Annotated in this window: 17 protein-coding genes and 1 other RNA gene; 6 read left to right on the top strand and 12 right to left on the bottom strand. The window is 68.5% G+C overall.

All coding sequences use genetic code 11. The features are described 5' to 3' along the window. Positions 1 to 84: 84 nt before the first annotated feature. From rnpB to AC1U89_RS19090, 5 genes are all read right to left on the bottom strand, one after another. An RNA gene (rnpB, locus tag AC1U89_RS19110) (RNase P RNA component class A) lies at positions 85 to 465 on the bottom strand. Positions 466 to 516: 51 nt separating this feature from the next. Further along, on the bottom strand, positions 517 to 990 hold the full coding sequence (locus AC1U89_RS19105; RefSeq protein ID WP_479901234.1) for a GNAT family N-acetyltransferase: 474 nt from the start codon (positions 988 to 990) through the stop codon (positions 517 to 519). A gap of 139 nt (positions 991 to 1,129) precedes the next feature. Then, positions 1,130 to 1,738: an FMN-binding negative transcriptional regulator gene (locus tag AC1U89_RS19100; protein WP_479901233.1), complete on the bottom strand. Its 609-nt coding sequence runs from the start codon at positions 1,736 to 1,738 to the stop codon at positions 1,130 to 1,132. After that, positions 1,738 to 2,457, bottom strand: a complete 720-nt coding sequence (locus AC1U89_RS19095) for an N-acetylmuramoyl-L-alanine amidase (RefSeq protein ID WP_479901232.1) — start codon at positions 2,455 to 2,457, stop codon at positions 1,738 to 1,740. The genes AC1U89_RS19100 and AC1U89_RS19095 overlap by 1 nt, the downstream gene beginning before the upstream one ends. Beyond that, entirely contained in the window at positions 2,454 to 3,347 is an 894-nt protein-coding gene (locus AC1U89_RS19090; RefSeq protein WP_479901231.1) for a DMT family transporter, read from the bottom strand. The genes AC1U89_RS19095 and AC1U89_RS19090 overlap by 4 nt, the downstream gene beginning before the upstream one ends. A gap of 155 nt (positions 3,348 to 3,502) precedes the next feature. Between AC1U89_RS19090 and AC1U89_RS19085 the strand changes: the two genes are divergently transcribed. Beyond that, entirely contained in the window at positions 3,503 to 4,984 is a 1,482-nt protein-coding gene (locus AC1U89_RS19085) for a flavin-containing monooxygenase (protein WP_479901230.1), read from the top strand. 7 nt (positions 4,985 to 4,991) lie between these two features. Here AC1U89_RS19085 and AC1U89_RS19080 read toward each other — a convergent pair whose 3' ends face one another. The 3 genes from AC1U89_RS19080 to AC1U89_RS19070 form a co-directional block, all read right to left on the bottom strand. After that, complete coding sequence (locus AC1U89_RS19080) at positions 4,992 to 6,005, bottom strand: tetratricopeptide repeat protein (RefSeq protein WP_479901229.1); 1,014 nt, start codon at positions 6,003 to 6,005, stop codon at positions 4,992 to 4,994. A 98-nt stretch (positions 6,006 to 6,103) separates the two neighbouring features. Beyond that, complete coding sequence (locus tag AC1U89_RS19075; RefSeq protein WP_479901228.1) at positions 6,104 to 6,760, bottom strand: DUF3052 domain-containing protein; 657 nt, start codon at positions 6,758 to 6,760, stop codon at positions 6,104 to 6,106. Position 6,761: 1 nt separating this feature from the next. Next, complete coding sequence (locus AC1U89_RS19070; RefSeq protein WP_479901227.1) at positions 6,762 to 7,571, bottom strand: crotonase/enoyl-CoA hydratase family protein; 810 nt, start codon at positions 7,569 to 7,571, stop codon at positions 6,762 to 6,764. Positions 7,572 to 7,890: 319 nt separating this feature from the next. Between AC1U89_RS19070 and AC1U89_RS19065 the strand changes: the two genes are divergently transcribed. Beyond that, complete coding sequence (locus AC1U89_RS19065; RefSeq protein WP_029907324.1) at positions 7,891 to 8,247, top strand: response regulator; 357 nt, start codon at positions 7,891 to 7,893, stop codon at positions 8,245 to 8,247. A 51-nt stretch (positions 8,248 to 8,298) separates the two neighbouring features. Next, positions 8,299 to 8,925 (top strand): pyridoxamine 5'-phosphate oxidase family protein, encoded by a 627-nt coding sequence (locus AC1U89_RS19060; protein ID WP_479901226.1) that lies wholly within the window; start codon positions 8,299 to 8,301, stop codon positions 8,923 to 8,925. Between the two features lie 206 nt (positions 8,926 to 9,131). Here the strand turns inward: AC1U89_RS19060 and dksA are convergent, their stop codons facing one another. Then, positions 9,132 to 9,560 (bottom strand): RNA polymerase-binding protein DksA, encoded by a 429-nt coding sequence (dksA, locus tag AC1U89_RS19055; protein ID WP_012287706.1) that lies wholly within the window; start codon positions 9,558 to 9,560, stop codon positions 9,132 to 9,134. 176 nt (positions 9,561 to 9,736) lie between these two features. Further along, positions 9,737 to 10,165, bottom strand: coding sequence for a flagellar assembly regulator FliX (gene fliX / locus AC1U89_RS19050; protein ID WP_029907327.1), 429 nt, complete (start codon positions 10,163 to 10,165; stop codon positions 9,737 to 9,739). 233 nt (positions 10,166 to 10,398) lie between these two features. On the opposite strand from fliX, the gene AC1U89_RS19045 reads away from it, so the two are divergent. The 3 genes from AC1U89_RS19045 to AC1U89_RS19035 are packed head-to-tail and all read left to right on the top strand — an operon-like array spanning position 10,399 to position 12,274. Next, positions 10,399 to 11,511 carry a flagellar basal body P-ring protein FlgI gene (locus AC1U89_RS19045; RefSeq protein WP_479901225.1) on the top strand — a complete coding sequence of 371 codons (1,113 nt, stop codon included), beginning with the start codon at positions 10,399 to 10,401 and terminating at the stop codon, positions 11,509 to 11,511. After that, positions 11,511 to 11,825, top strand: coding sequence for a rod-binding protein (locus AC1U89_RS19040; protein ID WP_479901224.1), 315 nt, complete (start codon positions 11,511 to 11,513; stop codon positions 11,823 to 11,825). The genes AC1U89_RS19045 and AC1U89_RS19040 overlap by 1 nt, the downstream gene beginning before the upstream one ends. Positions 11,826 to 11,827: 2 nt before the next feature. Then, positions 11,828 to 12,274, top strand: coding sequence for a flagellar basal body protein (locus tag AC1U89_RS19035; protein WP_479901223.1), 447 nt, complete (start codon positions 11,828 to 11,830; stop codon positions 12,272 to 12,274). A 169-nt stretch (positions 12,275 to 12,443) separates the two neighbouring features. Here AC1U89_RS19035 and AC1U89_RS19030 read toward each other — a convergent pair whose 3' ends face one another. Then, positions 12,444 to 13,538, bottom strand: a complete 1,095-nt coding sequence (locus AC1U89_RS19030; protein ID WP_479901222.1) for a PepSY-associated TM helix domain-containing protein — start codon at positions 13,536 to 13,538, stop codon at positions 12,444 to 12,446. After that, positions 13,538 to 15,715 (bottom strand): TonB-dependent receptor, encoded by a 2,178-nt coding sequence (locus tag AC1U89_RS19025; RefSeq protein ID WP_479901221.1) that lies wholly within the window; start codon positions 15,713 to 15,715, stop codon positions 13,538 to 13,540. Before AC1U89_RS19025 ends, AC1U89_RS19030 begins: the two co-directional genes overlap by 1 nt. Between the last annotated feature and the right edge of the window lie 38 nt (positions 15,716 to 15,753).

The raw sequence follows: 15,753 nt of genomic DNA, 5'->3' as shown, positions 1-15,753 counted from the left end.
GGGTTGCACGGCTCAGCCGTCGTCTTGGCGGGGAAAAGTGGGGCTCGATCCCATTTCCGTCGCCCCGCCGTGAAGCGGGGCGAAAGGACCAGACGGTCTGTAAGCCGGGTTCTGTCTGACGTCCGAAGACGCGAGACGGCCATTCCTCTGGACCGCCCATCGCTGGACGGTTCTCGCGACCTACCCGGACCCTCTCAGCCAGTGACGGCCTATCCGACGCGAGGCCGGCGCGGGGTCCCTATTCGGTCTTGCTCCAGGCGGGGCTTGCCATGCCGTCCCTGTTGCCAGGTCCGCGGTGGGCTCTTACCCCACCCTTTCACCCTTCCCGCCCCGGAGGGAGGAGGTTTGCTTTCTGTGGCGCTATCCCTGGGATCGCTCCCGGCGGGCGTTACCCGCCGCCTTGTCACCGTGGAGCCCGGACTTTCCTCGACGCTGCGAGAGCGCCGCGGCCGTCCGACCATCTGGTCCGGGACGGTGTTTGACGGCGTATGGGCCGCAGGTCAACTTTTCATACGTCTAGGCGGCGGACGCGTTGCGCAGGTCCAAGTGCAGGAACTGGCTGAAGCCGTTGTCCTCGTAGTCCGAGAACCGGTCACCGTCGACGAAGCCACGGCGGCGATACAGCGCCAGCGCAGGATCGAAGGCCGGACCACGCCCGGTCTCCAGGCTCAGCCGCGAAAGGCCTTGGTCGCGCGCGGCCTGGATCACCGTCTCCAACAAGATGGCGGCCACGCCCTTGCGCAGGTGGTCGGGATGGGTGCGCATCGACTTGACCTCGCCGATTTGGGCATCGAGCCGTTTCAGCGCGCCCACGCCGCATACGGCCTCGCCCTCCCAGGCCGTCCAGACCGTGACGCCGGGCTCCCGCAGTCCAGACAGGTCGAGAGCGAACACCGTGCCGGGCGGAGAACTGGCGTGCATCCCGGCCAGGTGCAGCGACAGGAGGGCCTGGGTGGCGGGATGGGTCAGGTCGTCCTGGCGGATGTCCATGCGCGGCCTCGGATCACAGCAATTCCAGGGCGGATAGAGGCTCGACACGAGGGGTGACAACAAAGATCGAGACCCGGCGATGACCGCCGGCAGATTGCTCAATTGGCGGGCAGGTCGAGAACGAGCCGTTTTGGGAAGACTAGAGCGTCGCTTCCCGCATCAACCGCGTGATCGGGTCATCCCCCAACGCCGCGACCACGCCGGCCCGCTCGGCGGCGGTCTTGTTCTGGCCCAGCTTGAACGTGCCCTCCAGCCGCTCCACCGTCAGGCGGCAGCCGACGATCCCGCGGATGAGCCCCTCGAAGCGGCCCGGGCTCATCTTGTCGCGCGTCCAGGGTTTCTTGGGCAGGAGCCGCCCCTCCTCCTGCGCCGACAGGTCATCCATCAGGGCCAGGGTCTCGTCGATCGACAGCGGCGCGACCAGGCCCTCGGCCTCGGCCGAGACGTAGTTCCAGGTCGGCACCTGGTCGTCGGTCCCGTACCAGTCGGGGCTGACATAGGCGTGCGCGCCGGTCGCCAGGGCCACGGCGCGGAAGCCCTGGACCAGATGCGGCGCCAGGGCGTTGGCGCGCGATAGGTGGAAGTCCAGCGCCACCTCGCCGAAGTCGAGCTCGCGCACCACCACCGGCGCCTGGGCCACGAACGGCAAGCCGCCGACCGCGGCGGCCAGGGCCACGAAGCTGTGCTCCCGCACGAAGGCCAGCAGGGCCTCGCGGTCGTCGACGTGGAAGGCTTTCGCCGGATGCATCAGCCCGCCGCCCGCAGCAGAGCCACCAGGCGCGCGCGGGTCTCGCCGTCGGCCACGCCGTCGAAGCGGGTCTGCAGCCAGTGGCGCTGGAAGGCGGCGACCACGGTCTCGGTCCACTCGTCGTACTGGCCCGACGGCGCGCAGTTGTAGCCCAGGCGGGTCAGGCCGGCCTGGAGGGCGAAGACGCCGGTCCCCTCCTCGCCCCGGCCCAGCGGCGCGCCGGGCGACGGCGGCGGCTCGACCCACAGGCCGTGGCCAGCCTCGGCCAGGCGCTTCCACGGAAAGAGTTCACCCGGGTCGATCTTGCGCCCGGGGGCGATGTCGGAATGGCCCAGGATGTGGTCGTCGTCGATGGTCCAGCGCGAGCGGATGTCGGCCAGCAGGTTGATCACCGCGGCGATCTGGGCCTCGGGGAACGGGCGGTAGCCGAACTCGTGGCCGGGATTGACGATCTCGATCCCGATCGAAGCCGAGTTGATGTCCTTGACGCCCTTCCAGAAGGCGGCCCCGGCGTGCCAGGCGCGGCGCTCTTCGGGCACCAGGCGGAAGACGCGGCCGTCCTCCTCGACCAGGTAGTGGGCCGAGACCTTGGCCTCGGGGTCGCACAGGCGGGCCAGGGCGGCCTCGCCGGTCTCCATGCCGGTGTAGTGCAGGATGACGCAGTCGGGGACCGCCTTGCGCGCGTCGAAGTTCGGCGACGGGGCGTCGATGAGCGTCATTGGGACCGGTTCCTCGTCAGCATCAGCAGCGGCATCACCTGGTTATTGCGCAGGGCGATGATCAGCACACCCATTAGCGCGAGCAGCGTGCCGATTCCCATCCGGGCGTCGAAATGATCGTGCGTGATCAGGACGCCCAGGCCAATGGTCATCAACGGGGTCATCAGGGTCAGCGGCGCGATCAGGTTGGCGTCGTGGCGCCCGATCAGGCCGTAATAGGCGGTGTGGCCGAGCACCGAGACGATCAGGGCCGAGAACAGCAGGGCCGCCAGGAACGGCAGGCCGGCCTTCCAGGCCAGGTCCACCGCGCCCGGCTCGGTCAGCAGGCTCATCAGGCCCAGCGGCAGGATCGAGGTCGCGCCCACCCAGGCCTGGAACTGCAGCGGCTTCACGCCCTCGATCTGCTTCATCATCACCGCGCCCAGCGAGCCGGTGAAGGCCGAGGCGACGATGAACCACAGGCCCGGCGACAGCTGCAGGCCGTGCGGGTTCCACATGACCACCACCGCGCCGCTCAAGGTCAGGGCGATGCCCAGGCCGCGCTTCCAGCGCACCTTCTCGCCCAGCATCAGCATCGACAGCAGGGTCGTGAACGGCACGCCCAGCTGGATCACCACCGCCGAGGCCGAGGGCGAGGCGGTCTTGAAGCCCATGAACAGCAGGGCGAAGTTCCCCGCCCCCATCAGCAGGCCCACGGTCATGATCCGCCAGGTCGGGCGCGGGGCCGGCAGCAGCCACGGCAGGGTCACCGCCGCCACGATCGTGAACCGCACCGCCGCGTAGAACAGCGGCGGCACGCCCCAATGGGCGACCACGATCTTGGAGATGATGTTGTTGCAGGCCCAGACCAGGCAGACCAGGACCAGCACGCCGAAGTCGCGCAGGGACATGGCTTGAGCGCATACGCGGGTCGAACAGGTGTTTGCAATGAAAACCCGGCGCCGCCGCAGTTGACGCCACGGCAAAACGGTCGTTTGTTAGTGAACGATGTTCACATATGAGCGTCCGGACCACCGGACCGGGTGAACGGAAGGGCGGAGGCACGATGGCCATCGAGCATTTCGACGTACTGATCGTGGGCGCGGGCCTGTCGGGCATCGGCGCGGCCTATCATCTGAAACGCGACTGTCCGAAGAAGACCTACGCCATCCTCGAGGCGCGCGACGCCATCGGCGGCACCTGGGACCTGTTCCGCTACCCCGGCATCCGGTCGGACAGCGACATGTACACCCTGGGCTACGCCTTCAAGCCGTGGCGCGAGGCGAAAGCCATCGCCGACGGCCCGTCGATCCTGAAATACGTGCGCGAGACCGCCGACGAGAACGGCATCACCCCGCACATCCGCTACGGCCACAAGGTCAAGCGCGCCACGTGGTCGTCGGAGACCGCCACCTGGACCGTCGAGGCCGAGCACGACAGCCGGACGGTGAAGGTCAGCTGCAATTTCCTGTCGATGTGCAGCGGCTACTACAATTACGAGGCCGGCTACACGCCCGACTTCCCGGGCGTCGAGCGCTTCCAGGGCCGGCTGGTCCACCCACAGCACTGGCCCGAGGACCTGGACTACGCCGGCAAGAAGGTCGTGGTGATCGGCAGCGGCGCCACCGCCGTCACCCTGGTGCCGGAAATGGCCAAGGACGCCGGCCACGTGACCATGCTGCAGCGCTCGCCGACCTATGTGGTCTCGCGCCCGGCCGAGGACGGGATCGCCAACTGGCTGCGCGCCAAGCTGCCGGCCATGACCGCCTACAACATCACGCGCTGGAAGAACGTCGGCATGCAGCTGCTGTTCTTCAACATCGCCCGCAAGAAGCCCGAGAAGACCAAGGAACGGCTGCTGGGCCTGGTGCGCGAGCACCTGGGTCCCGACTACGACATCGAGACCCACTTCACGCCGCGCTACAATCCGTGGGACCAGCGGCTGTGCCTGGTGCCGGACGCCGACCTCTTCGACTCTCTGAAGGCCGGGACCTCGTCGGTGGTCACCGACCAGATCGAGACCTTCACCGAGACCGGCATCCTGCTGAAGTCGGGCCAGACCCTGGACGCCGACATCATCGTCACCGCCACCGGCCTTCGCATGCAGCTGCTGGGCGAGATGGAGATGGTGGTCGACGGCCGGAAGATCGCGCCCCACGAGACCACCAGCTACAAGGGCATGATGTTCAGCGGCGTGCCGAACCTGGCCTCGACCTTCGGCTACACCAACGCCAGCTGGACCCTGAAGGCCGACCTGACCGCCGAATATGTCTGTCGCTTGCTCAACCACATGGACCGCACGGGCACGACAATCTGCACGCCGCGCCTGCCCGAGGGCGAGATGGAGATCGAGCCTTGGCTGGACTTCTCGTCCGGCTACGTCCAGCGCGCCCTGAAGATCCTGCCCAAGCAGGGCGCCAAGACGCCCTGGAAGGTGCACCAGAACTACGCCCTGGACCTGGTGGCCCTGCGCTACGGCAAGGTCGACGACGGCACGATGGAGTTCTCCAAGGCCAAGGCGGCGGTGAAGGCGAAGGCGGCGGCTTAGGCCGATCCTACTTCGTCTTCTTCTTCGTCACCGACACATTGGCGCTCTTGAAGCTCTGCAACACCTTCAGGGCGTATTCGGCGCGGGTCTTGACCTCGGGCCGGGGGTCTCGCTCCAGCGCCGCCTGGTACCAGAGCTCGACCACCTCGATGTCGGCCATCGGTATGCCGCCCTTGAAGGCGTAGGTGCCCGGCCCCGGCTTGCGGCCGCCGGTGACGTCCGAGAACAGCTGGTCGGCCACCAGGATGCAGACCGCCTGATCGCCCGCCTGCTCGGCCTGGCCCCACAGTTCCAGCGCCTTCTTGGTGTCCTGCTTGCCGCCCTCGCCGCTGGCGTACAGCTGGCCCAGCTTGCGGGCGGCCATCAGTGGGTTCTGCTTGGCCGCCAGCTCGTACCACTTGCGCGCCTCGGCCGGGTCGCGGGCCACCACCGCGCCGGTCAGGTAGGCCGAACCCACGACCAGCTGGGCGTCGCCGTCGCCGGCCCGGGCGGCCTCCTTGCACAGGGCCAGGCCCCGATCGACCGTGGCCGTGTCGGCCATCAGCATCTGGCCCAGGCCGCACTTGGACTTGGCGTAGCCCATCTGGATCGCCCGCCCGTAGGCGGCCTTGGCGCCCGCGAGGTCGGGCGCGCTCCCTGTCAGACCGTATTGCAGGCAGCGGGCGCGCAGGTGCATGGCGTCGGGCCGCTGCTCGGCCGCCTTGGCGGCGTAGGCGCAGCCGCGCGGCGGGTCGGCCGGGATCTTGCCTCGCCCGACCACGAACAGCAGGCCGGCATAGGCCTGGGCGTCGGCGCGGCCGCCGTCGGCCAGGGTCGCGAGGGCCTCGGGCGAGCCCGTGGCGGCCTTGTCCAGCGCGGCCTTGAGCTCGGCGTCGGGCGGCGGCGGCGTCCAGGCGGTCTGGGCGAAGGCGGGCGGGCCGCCCATCGACAGGATCAGCCCCGCGAGGAGAAGGAGACTGCAGGCGGCGATGTGCGCCGTGGCGACGCGGAAGGCGATCGCGGGCGCGCGGGGCGCTGTCATCGGTGTGGACCCTGGACGGACGCGCCAGCCTAGCTGGCCGCGCCCCAGGTCCCCATCAGGTGGATCACGCGGGCGAAGCGGGCCGAGACCGGATGGCCTCAGCCCTCCTCGTCGTCGAAATCCGCGTCGTCGTCATCGACCGGCGCGGCCTTGACCACCGGCTCGCCCTTGCGCCGCACGAAGCGCAGCGCCGTGTGGGTCTTGGAGAAGGCGCAGACCTTGGTGTCCACCAGGCCCTGGCCGCGCGCGGCCGCCAGGATTTCGACGTCCTTCAGCGGCGCGCCCTTGCCCTTCTGGGCCACGATCCAGATCGCGCCCTTGGGCCCCAGCCCGCCGATCAGATCTTCAAGTTGATCGAAATCGGCCAGGTCCTCGACGCCCAGGAACAGCAGGTCGACGTCTTCATAGGCCTCGACCGGCTCGACGCGGGTGGACAGCTCGGCCAGGAACTCAGGATCGTCGAGGTTCTCGATGACCACGGTCTGGCCCGGCTTGACGCCCAGCTTGTCCAGGCGCCCCGGCGGGTTCTGGATGGCGTGCAGCCACTTGGCGGCCTGGCCGGCGTCCAGGGTGAACCGCGTGCCGTCGCTCAGCACCAGGTCGTCGCCGTCGACGCGCAGGCCCCGCAGGGCGTGGCCCTGGAAGTTGCCCTCCACCGCGCCGCGGAAGATCAGTTTCGGCGGCTCCCACAAAAGCTTGCCCGGCCCTTCGCCGTCGCGCAGCTGGCCCCAGACGCCCTTGGCTTCCCGGCCCATCTCAAGCGCCCTTGAACACGGGAGCGCGCTTCTCGAGGATGGCGTCGACGCCCTCCATGTGATCCTCGGTGTGATGGGCGATGGCCTGGGCGGCCGCGCTCATCTCCATCAGGGTGTCGTAGCTGGCCGTCTGGCCATGCTTGAGCAGGCTCTTGGCCATGCGCAGGGCGTGCGGCGGCTGGACGGCGATGCGCTCGGCCAGGGCCATGGCCTCGCCCATCAGGGTGTCGGCCGGCACGCTCCTGCTGACCAGGCCCCAGGCCTCGGCCTTGGCCGCGTCGATGACGTCGCCGGTGAACAGCAGTTCCGCCGCCCGGCTCATGCCGATGGTGCGCGGCATCAGCCAGGCCCCGCCGTCGCCGGGGATCAGGCCCAGCTTCAGGAAGGTGACGCCGAACTTGGCGGTGTCGGCGGCGATGCGGATGTCGGTCATGCAGGCCACATCGCAGCCCAGGCCGATGGCCGCGCCGTTCACGGCCGCGATCGACGGGACCTCCAGGCCGTAGATGGCCCGCACGATGCGGTGGATGTTCTTGCGGTAGCCGTCGCGCACCTTGACGCCGTTGCCGCCGAACGCCCCTTCCCGCGCCTTCATCGCCTTGACGTCGCCGCCGGCCGAGAAGGCCCGGCCCGCGCCGGTCAGGATCACGCAGCGGATGTCCTGGTCGTCGTTGATCGCCTCGCAGGCCGCCGCCACCTGGTCGCCGTCGCCCGGCGCGCCCAGGGCGTTCAGGGCCTCGGGACGGTTGAGCGTGAGGATCGCGACGTGGCCGCGCTTCTCCGTAAGGACCAGAGGGGTGTCTTGCGACATGACGGGGCGCTCCTGCGGACTTTCGTTTTCGCCTGCATAGCGCAAATCCCCCAGCGGGAGGCAAGAGACCGGCGCTCGTCGGACTTTGTTTTATAAACTAAGGTGAATCCCCGACTTTGCTCGACGGGAACAAGACCCTGCGCTCCAGTTTGTGATCACACACAACACCTGGAAGAACTTGCGCGCTGAGAACAAGACGCAACAGCAGACCTGCGGCGTTTTAGTCAAGCTGAGCCGTAAAAACCGTTAGCGCAGAAGAGAATCATAGGCTTCTACTACGGCAAGGGACGAATTTGAAAAGCGGTGGCGTGCAGTGCACATGTCCCACAGACATGCTTTGATCATCGAGGATGAAATCCTCATCGCGATGGAAGTCGAGACTTTGCTCGCCGAGCAAGGGTTCGACACGTTCGACATCGCTGAAAGCCCCCAGGAAGCGCTGGATTGCGCCCTCAGGCGCCCGCCGGACTTGATCACCGCCGACTATCGCATCGTCGGGGGCACCGGCGTCGAAGCGGTCACCGCGATCCTCGCCCGGCTGGGCCCGATCCCGGTGGTCTATGTCACCGGCAACGCCGACCAGCTGGGCGCCCGCACCCGCGCCGTGGTCGACAAGCCGATCTCGCCCCATCGCCTGGCCGAGGCCTGCGCCATGGTCCAGTCCGCCAACGCCTAGGCGACCTGTCGCGACACCCGCTATGCTGGCGGTCCTGCAGGGGAGCCGCGCATGCCCGCCATCGATCACGTCGTCGACAGCCTCGAAGCGCTCGAGGCCCTCTACACGCCGGCCCCGGTCCCGGCCTCGACCGTCAAGGTCGCCGACCACATCACCCCGCACTATCGCGCCCTGATCGAGGCCTCGCCGTTCCTGGCCCTGGCCACCGTCGGCCCCGAGGGCCTGGACTGCAGCCCGCGCGGCGACCAGGCCGGCTTCGTCCGCATCCATGACGCGCGGACGCTGATCCTGCCCGACCGCCGCGGCAACAACCGCATCGACAGCCTGCGCAACGTGGTCCGCGACCCGCGCGTGGCGCTGATGTTCCTGATCCCCGGCTCGGGCACGACCTTCCGGGTCAACGGCCGCGCGGTGGTCAACGCCGATCCCGAGTTGCTGGCCAGCTTCGCGGTCGACGGCAAGGCGCCGCGCACCTGCCTGGTGGTCACCGTGGTCGAGGCCTATTTCCAGTGCGCCCGGGCCATCGTGCGATCGGGACTGTGGAAGCCGGAAGCTCAGGTGGATCCCCGATCCCTGCCCACGCCCGGCGCCATGCTGGCCGCGATGAGCGGCGAGACGGTCGGCGGGGCGGAATACGACAAGGCCTGGCCGGAGCGGGCGGCGGCGTCGCTTTGGTAGGTCCTTCTCCCCTTGCGGGAGAAGGTGTCGGCGAAGCCGACGGATGAGGGGGCGGACGCCCCGTCCGGAAAGTTCCGAGAGACCCCTCGCCCAACCTCGCTCCGCGAGTCCCCCTCTCCCGCAAGGGGAAAGGGACCTACGAACGAAAACGGCCTCGCCGTGGGGCGAGGCCGTTTGAAACACATTCAGTCGAGGTCGATGAGACCTCAGTCGTCGCGGTGAACCCGTTCCCGACGTTCGTGGCGTTCCTGGGCTTCCAGGCTGAGCGTCGCGGTGGGCCGCGCGTCCAGTCGAGCCAAACCGATCGGTTCGCCGGTCTCCTCGCAGTAGCCGTAGGAGCCGTCCTCGACTCGGCGCAACGCCTGGTCGATTTTCGAGATGAGTTTTCTCTGGCGATCCCGGGTGCGAAGTTCCAGCGCCCGATCAGTTTCCGACGACGCGCGATCGGCGAGGTCGGCATGGTTTTCAGTTTCAGCTTGCAGGTGGGAAACCGTTTCGCGAGATTCGCGGAGGATTTCTTCTTTCCAAGCCAGGAGCTTCTGCTTGAAATACTCAAGCTGACGCTCATTCATGAAAGGCTCGTCATCCGAAGGACGATACGAGTCTGGTACCTTAAGAACAGTGGCCGTTTGCATTAACGCCTCACGCCCCGATGAACTCCGCCCAGATCAGGCCGGGTGCTTATACCAAAACGATAGCCCGGTTCAATGAACGTCGCGTGAGCGGCGTGTTCACCGCCGTGCACGGATGTCCCGATCCTGGGGATATTCGGTGAACCGTGTTCTTTAAGATACGGTTTCATCGCGCTTCCTCAGCCCAGCCGGGCCTGTTCCAGCTTGGCCGCCTCGACCGCCGCGCGGGTCTCGATCTCGTTGAGGATCGCTTCCAGCTTGGGGTCGTCGGTGGCTTCGCGATGCTCGCGCACGGCGCTCTTGAGTCGCGACAGCGTGCCGGTCGAGATCTCGCCGTCCAGGGTGGCCAGCTTCAGGGCGTCCAGCAGGTCCAGCAGGCCGCCGGCCCGCTTCACCGCGCGCCGCTTGCGCTCCATCGGGTCCATGTCGGCCTGCAGGGCCAGGAGGGCGTCGAGCGAGCCGATCCCGGCCACGCCGCCCGCCTGGGCCACCCCGGAAGCGGCGCTGGCGCCGCCCACCGTGGGTAGGGAAAACCCCGATCCGCCGCCCGTCGGTTTGGCCCGCGACGCGCCAACCGCGCCCGCGCTCCCCGTGCTGGAAACCTTCATGACGAAACGCTGCTCCGACGAACGATTGGAGGAGTCACCCCCGCCCCGTTAACCACATCTTGCTGAGCGCCGCTTGCGGTATGGTTAATGCCGGGCAGAATCTGCCGAACCAGAATGTCGCAGGCGGAATTTGCACGCCTTTCGACTGATTTCATTGGATTTTTTTCGACATTCAGACTGGCCCGGATCTCGCATGGGACGGCGCGGGGATGCCGCCCCGCCGTAGGAAAGCCATGTCTCGTTCATTCTTTGCTTCCGTTCTGGGCCTCGCCCTCGCCGCCGTGACCCTGGTCGCGTCCCCGGCCGACGCCAAGTCGCGCATCAAGGACATCGTCGCCTTCGAGGGCGTGCGCGACAACCAGCTGGTCGGCTACGGCATCGTCGTGGGCCTGAACGGTTCGGGCGACAGCCTGCGCAACGCGCCGATGACCAAGCAGAGCCTGGAGGCCATGCTCGAGCGCCAGGGCGTCAACGTCCGCGACGGCAACCTCAACACCAAGAACACCGCCGCCGTCATGGTCACGGCCAACCTGCCGCCGTTCTCGGCGGCCGGCGCGCGCATGGACGTCACGGTCTCGACCCTGGGCGACGCCAAGAGCCTGCTGGGCGGCACCCTGCTGGTCACCTCGCTGCAAGGCGCCGACGGCCAGACCTACGCGGTGGCTCAGGGCACGGTGCAGACCGGCTCGGTCTCGGCCGGCGGCGCCTCGGGCAGCTCGGTGACCAAGGGCGTGCCGACCGCGGGCCGCATCGCCGCCGGCGGCATCATCGAGAAGGAGACCGGCTTCCAGATGGTGAACATGGACGTGCTGCGCATGACCCTGCGCAACCCGGACTTCACCACCTCGCGCCGCATCGCCGACGCCATCAACCAGCGCTTCCCGAACTGCGCCCAGGCCCAGAACCCGACCATCGTCGCCGTGCGCCCCCCGGCCGGCATGGACATGATCAGCTTCGTCACCAACATCGAGAACCTGGAAGTCGAGCCCGACTCCCCGGCCAAGGTGATCATCGACGAAGTGGCCGGCGTGATCGTCATGGGCGACGACGTCCGCATCAGCCAGGTGGCGATCGCCCAGGGCAACCTGACCATCTCGGTCCAGGAGAATCCGGCCGTCAGCCAGCCGGCCCCGTTCAGCCAGGGCCAGACCAAGGTCGTCCCGCAGTCGACGGTCAGCGTCAACGAGGAGACGGGCAAGAAGCTGCTGACCCTGGGCGGCGGCGCCTCGCTCAAGAGCCTGGTCGGCGGCCTCAACGCCCTGGGCGTCACCCCGCGCGACATGATCTCGATCCTGCAGGCCATCAAGGCCTCGGGCGCCCTGCAAGCCGACATCGAGGTGATGTGATGAGCCTCTCGACGATCGCGACCCCCACCGTCGACACCGTCGGCCAGACCGCCGCCTCGACCGCCGAGCTGCTCAAGCGCGGCAAGATCCGCGAGACGGCCCAGAAGTTCGAGGCCTCGTTCCTGTCGGTGATGATGCAGTCGATGACCGCCGGCATGAAGACGCCGGAGATCGGCGGCGGCGGGGCCGGCGAGGACATGTTCAAGTCCCTTCTTGCCGAGGAGATGGCCAAGCAAGTCTCCAAGTCCGGCGGCATCGGCGTCGCGGCCTCGGTGCAGAAGGAAATGCTGAAGATGCAAGGTCTGAAGGAGTAGCCATGGCCCTCAACGCCACCGATTGCGACGATCGCGTCGAACAGCTGATCATCCTGACCGAACGCCTGACCGACCTGATCGCCAGGCAGTCCGCCGCCTTCGAGGCCCGCCGCCCGCACGAGGCGGCGCAGTACGTCGACGAGGTGGCCAAGCTGGCCAACCTCTATCGCCACGAGTCGACCAAGGTGCGCGGCAATGTCGCCCTGGTGCAGGGCGCCTCGCTGCAACGCCGCCAGCGACTGGTGCGCGCCACCGAGGCCTTCGACGCCGTGCTGGCCCGCCAGGGCCGCGCCGTCACCGCCGCCAAGACCGTCACCGAGGGCCTGGTCCGCGCCATCGCCGAGGAGATCGCCGTCCAGCGCCCCACCGGCGCCGGCTACGGCCCCGGCGCCCAGGCCACGGCCTACAAGCAGAACGGCACGGCGATCACGCTGAACCAGCGGGCGTAGGCCCTCCCTCTCCCCTTGCGGGAGAGGGGCCCCCGCGCAGCGGGGTCGGGTGAGGGGTTGAAGACCAGAACCGCCGCGATCAGCCGATGGGCCGGTCGCGGCGGCTTTCGTTTGAGAGACCCCTCATCCGTCGACTTCGTCGACACCTTCTCCCGCAAGGGGAGAAGGACTAGGCGGCGACCGCGTCGACCTTCTTCCTCCGCCGCTTGGGGTTCCCCACCGGGTTGCCCCAGAACGTGACCACCGCCAGCGTGCCCAGCAGGGTCAGGGTCAGGCCCGACAGCGTCATCACCAGGCGGTACGGCAGGCCGCCGACCTTGGCCGCGTGCAGCGGGTAGTCGAGATTGGCGATGCGCGAGCCCAGCGGCAGGGTCTGGGCGTCGCGCGTGGCGACCATCTTGCCGGTCGCCGGGTCGAACCAGGCCATGGTGCGGCCGTTGGGCAGCCACTCGGCCTGCTGGCGCAGGCGGATCGCGATCAGCCCGCCCGGCTTGGCCGGCAGGCCGATCGTGCGGACCTCGGCGCCGGGATAGCGGGCCTGGGCCTCGCCGATCACCGCCGTCCAGTCCAGGTCCTTGGCCAGCTTGCCGCCCTTGATCTTCGGCGGAGCCGAGGCGGCCTTCATCGTTGCGGCCGACGAGAACGGCGCCCGCAAGGCGTCGGAGAACCATTTCAGGTTCATCGCCGCCCCGGTGGTCAACGACAGGATCAGCAGCGGCGCCACCAGCACGCCCAGGTCGCGGTGGTGGTGGACGATGGCCGCCCGCTTCATCATCCGGGGCCAGGGTCGGATGTGGAACATCCGCCGGGTCGGCCACCACAGCCAAAGGCCGGTGCCGACGAAACCCAGTCCCGCCAGGCCGGCGATCCCGCCGACGATCTCGCCCGTGTCGCCGTTGAACAGATGGTGGTGGAAGTCGAACACCCAGACCTCGGGCCGGGCCCAGTTCGAGGTCCAGCTCTGGACGATCACCCCGTCCTGGTCGGCATAGGCGGCATGCTCGCCCTTGTAGCTCAGCTTGTGCAGGCCCAGCCGCTCGGTCGCCAGCACGATGGAGCGCGGCCGGTCCTTGGCGGCGAAGATCCGCGTCGCGGCCGTGCCCAGGGTGTCGGCGTCCTGGCGCTGGGCGTCAGCGGCGTGCGGCACAGTGGCGCGCAGGAAGGCGTCCTCGTGCAGCAGCAGCGATCCCGTCAGGCCCATCAGGGCCAGCAGCAGGCCGATCAGCCCGCCCGTCCAGCGGTGGATCTGTCGGACGACCTTCATCAGAAGCGGGCTTCCCAGCCCAGAGTCGCCGTCCGCCCGCGCCCGGCGAAATAGCGGTCGACCGCCGGCGCCGTGGTGTCGGAATTGTACGAGATGTACTGCTCGTCGAACAGGTTCTGGATCCCCAGCGACAGCGCCCCGACCGGCAGCTCATAACGCACGAAGGCGTCGGCCAGGGTGTAGCCGGAGAAGTCGTCCTTCACGAGGGCGTTCTGCATGTCGCGCTTAATGTAGTTCTGGATCTGGAAGCGCAGGCCCCACTTGTCGCCCTGGTAGTCGGCGGCCAGGTTCAGGCGGTCGGGCGAGATGTTGGCGCCGTCCAGGTCCTTGTCGACCTTGCCGTCGGCGTTGGTGTCGGTCCGGCCCTTCAGGTGGGCGTAGCCGGCCGAGACGACCAGGCCCTGGATCGGCGTGCGGGCCTTCAGATTGGCCTCCAGCCCCTCGATCTCGACCCGCTGGCGCTGGACGTCGAAGATGCCGCCGCTGTTCTTGATCAGCAGCTGGCCCAGCTTCGAGCTGGACCAGAAGTAGCTGAGGCTGGCGTCGAACGGCCCGCGCTTCAGCTCGGTCCCGATCTCGCGGTTGTTCGACACGATCGGTTCGATGTTCAGGTAGGTGTCGATGTCGACGCCGTCGATATTGATGCCGCGCAGGATCCGGCCGACGTCCGGCACGGTGTAGCCCTCGGCGTAGCTGGCGTAGACGCGCAGGCCCGTGACGGGCTCGACCACGACGCCGCCGTTGCCCAGGGTGGCCTTGAAGTCGGGATTGCCGCCGGCCACCTTGCGCGAGCCGTAGAAGGCCAGGGTGGTGAAGTCATCGACCTTCAGCTCGACGTTCTCGAAGCGCACGCCGCCGGCCAGGTGCACCTTGTCGTTCAGCAGGGAGAGGTTGCCCTGCACGAACGGCGCGACGCTCTGGAACTTGGTCGGCGGCACCCAGGCGCGGCCGGTCTCGATCAGCACCTGCTCGGTGCGGTCGTTGATGGTGTCCAGGCCCAGCGTCCCGGTCAGGCCCTTGATCCCGGGAACGGCCCGCTCGTAGCTGACCCGCGCGCCCAGCTTGCGCGAGCGGTTGGAGGACTGGTCGAACAGCGTGCCGGCCGGCGCGATGCTGGGGTCCTGGAACGTTGCGTTGACGTCGCCGCCGAAGGTGTCGCGCGAGCGGTTGAAGAACACCTGGGCGATCAGGTTGCCGCCCACCAGGTCGCTGTTGGTCAGCGAGGCCGACACGGTCTCCACCCGATTGGCCGCCGGCTCGCCGGGCTGGACGCCGCGGAAGCTGGTGGTCGGCACGTGGAAGGTGCGGTCGCCGTTGGTGGCGGGCTTGGGGTTGGTGGCCGAGATGGTGGTGGTGACGTAGTCGCCGTCGCCCTTCAGCTCGAAGCGGTTGGCCACCACGTCCAGGCGGGTGTTCTCGCCCAGTTGCCAGCCGAGGCGGGCGAAGAACGACAGCGCCTTGGAGTCCTGGACGTCGCCCTGGGTGCCGTCCATGCCCAGGCGGCGGCCGTCGCCGTCGTAGAAGGCGCCCCGCGCGTCGTAGGCGGCGCCGACGGTGGCGTCGAACGCCCCGCCGCGCCAGGCGACCAGGCCGGCCACCTTGCCGCCGACGCTGTCGCCCAGGTCGTCGCCGGCGCTGACCTGGGTCAGGACCTTGCCGGTGACGCCGTCGCCCTTAGGCGGGCCGACGGTCACCTGGTTGACCACGCCGCCGGTGGCGCCGATGCCCTGCAGGGCGTTGGAGCCGTAGATCACCTCCACCCGGTCGATGAAGAACGGATCGATCGTGTAGCCGTCGCGCGAGCCGTCGCGGATCGGGGTCGACTGCGGGATGCCGTTGATGGCGTACAGCGGCGAGCGCCCGCGCAGGGTCTCGCCCGCCCCCGACAGCTTCTGACGCGTGGGTGAGAACGACGGCGACAGATTCGACACCGCGTCGACCACCGAGCCGCTGATCGCGACCTGTTGGCTCAGGGCCTCGGAGTCGATCACGTCCACCGTCAGCGGCAGAGCGCTGGCCGGCAGGATGGTGCGGGCGGCGGTGACCACCAGTTGGTCGACGTCGGTGGGCTCGGCCTTGTCCTCGGCATGGGCGGCGGTCGCGATCGCCAGGGCCATCAGGCTGAGGCCGGCCAGGATCGAGGCGCGCCGCGCACGGCTGGTGGAGATGGTCCGCATGATGATTGACGCCCCGGCAGTTCGAATGATGGCGCCGT

The sequence above is a fragment of the Caulobacter sp. 05T431 genome, from assembly GCF_056665975.1.
The sequence above is the reverse complement of the archived record's forward strand: the minus strand, read 5'-3'. Positions and strand labels throughout refer to the sequence as shown.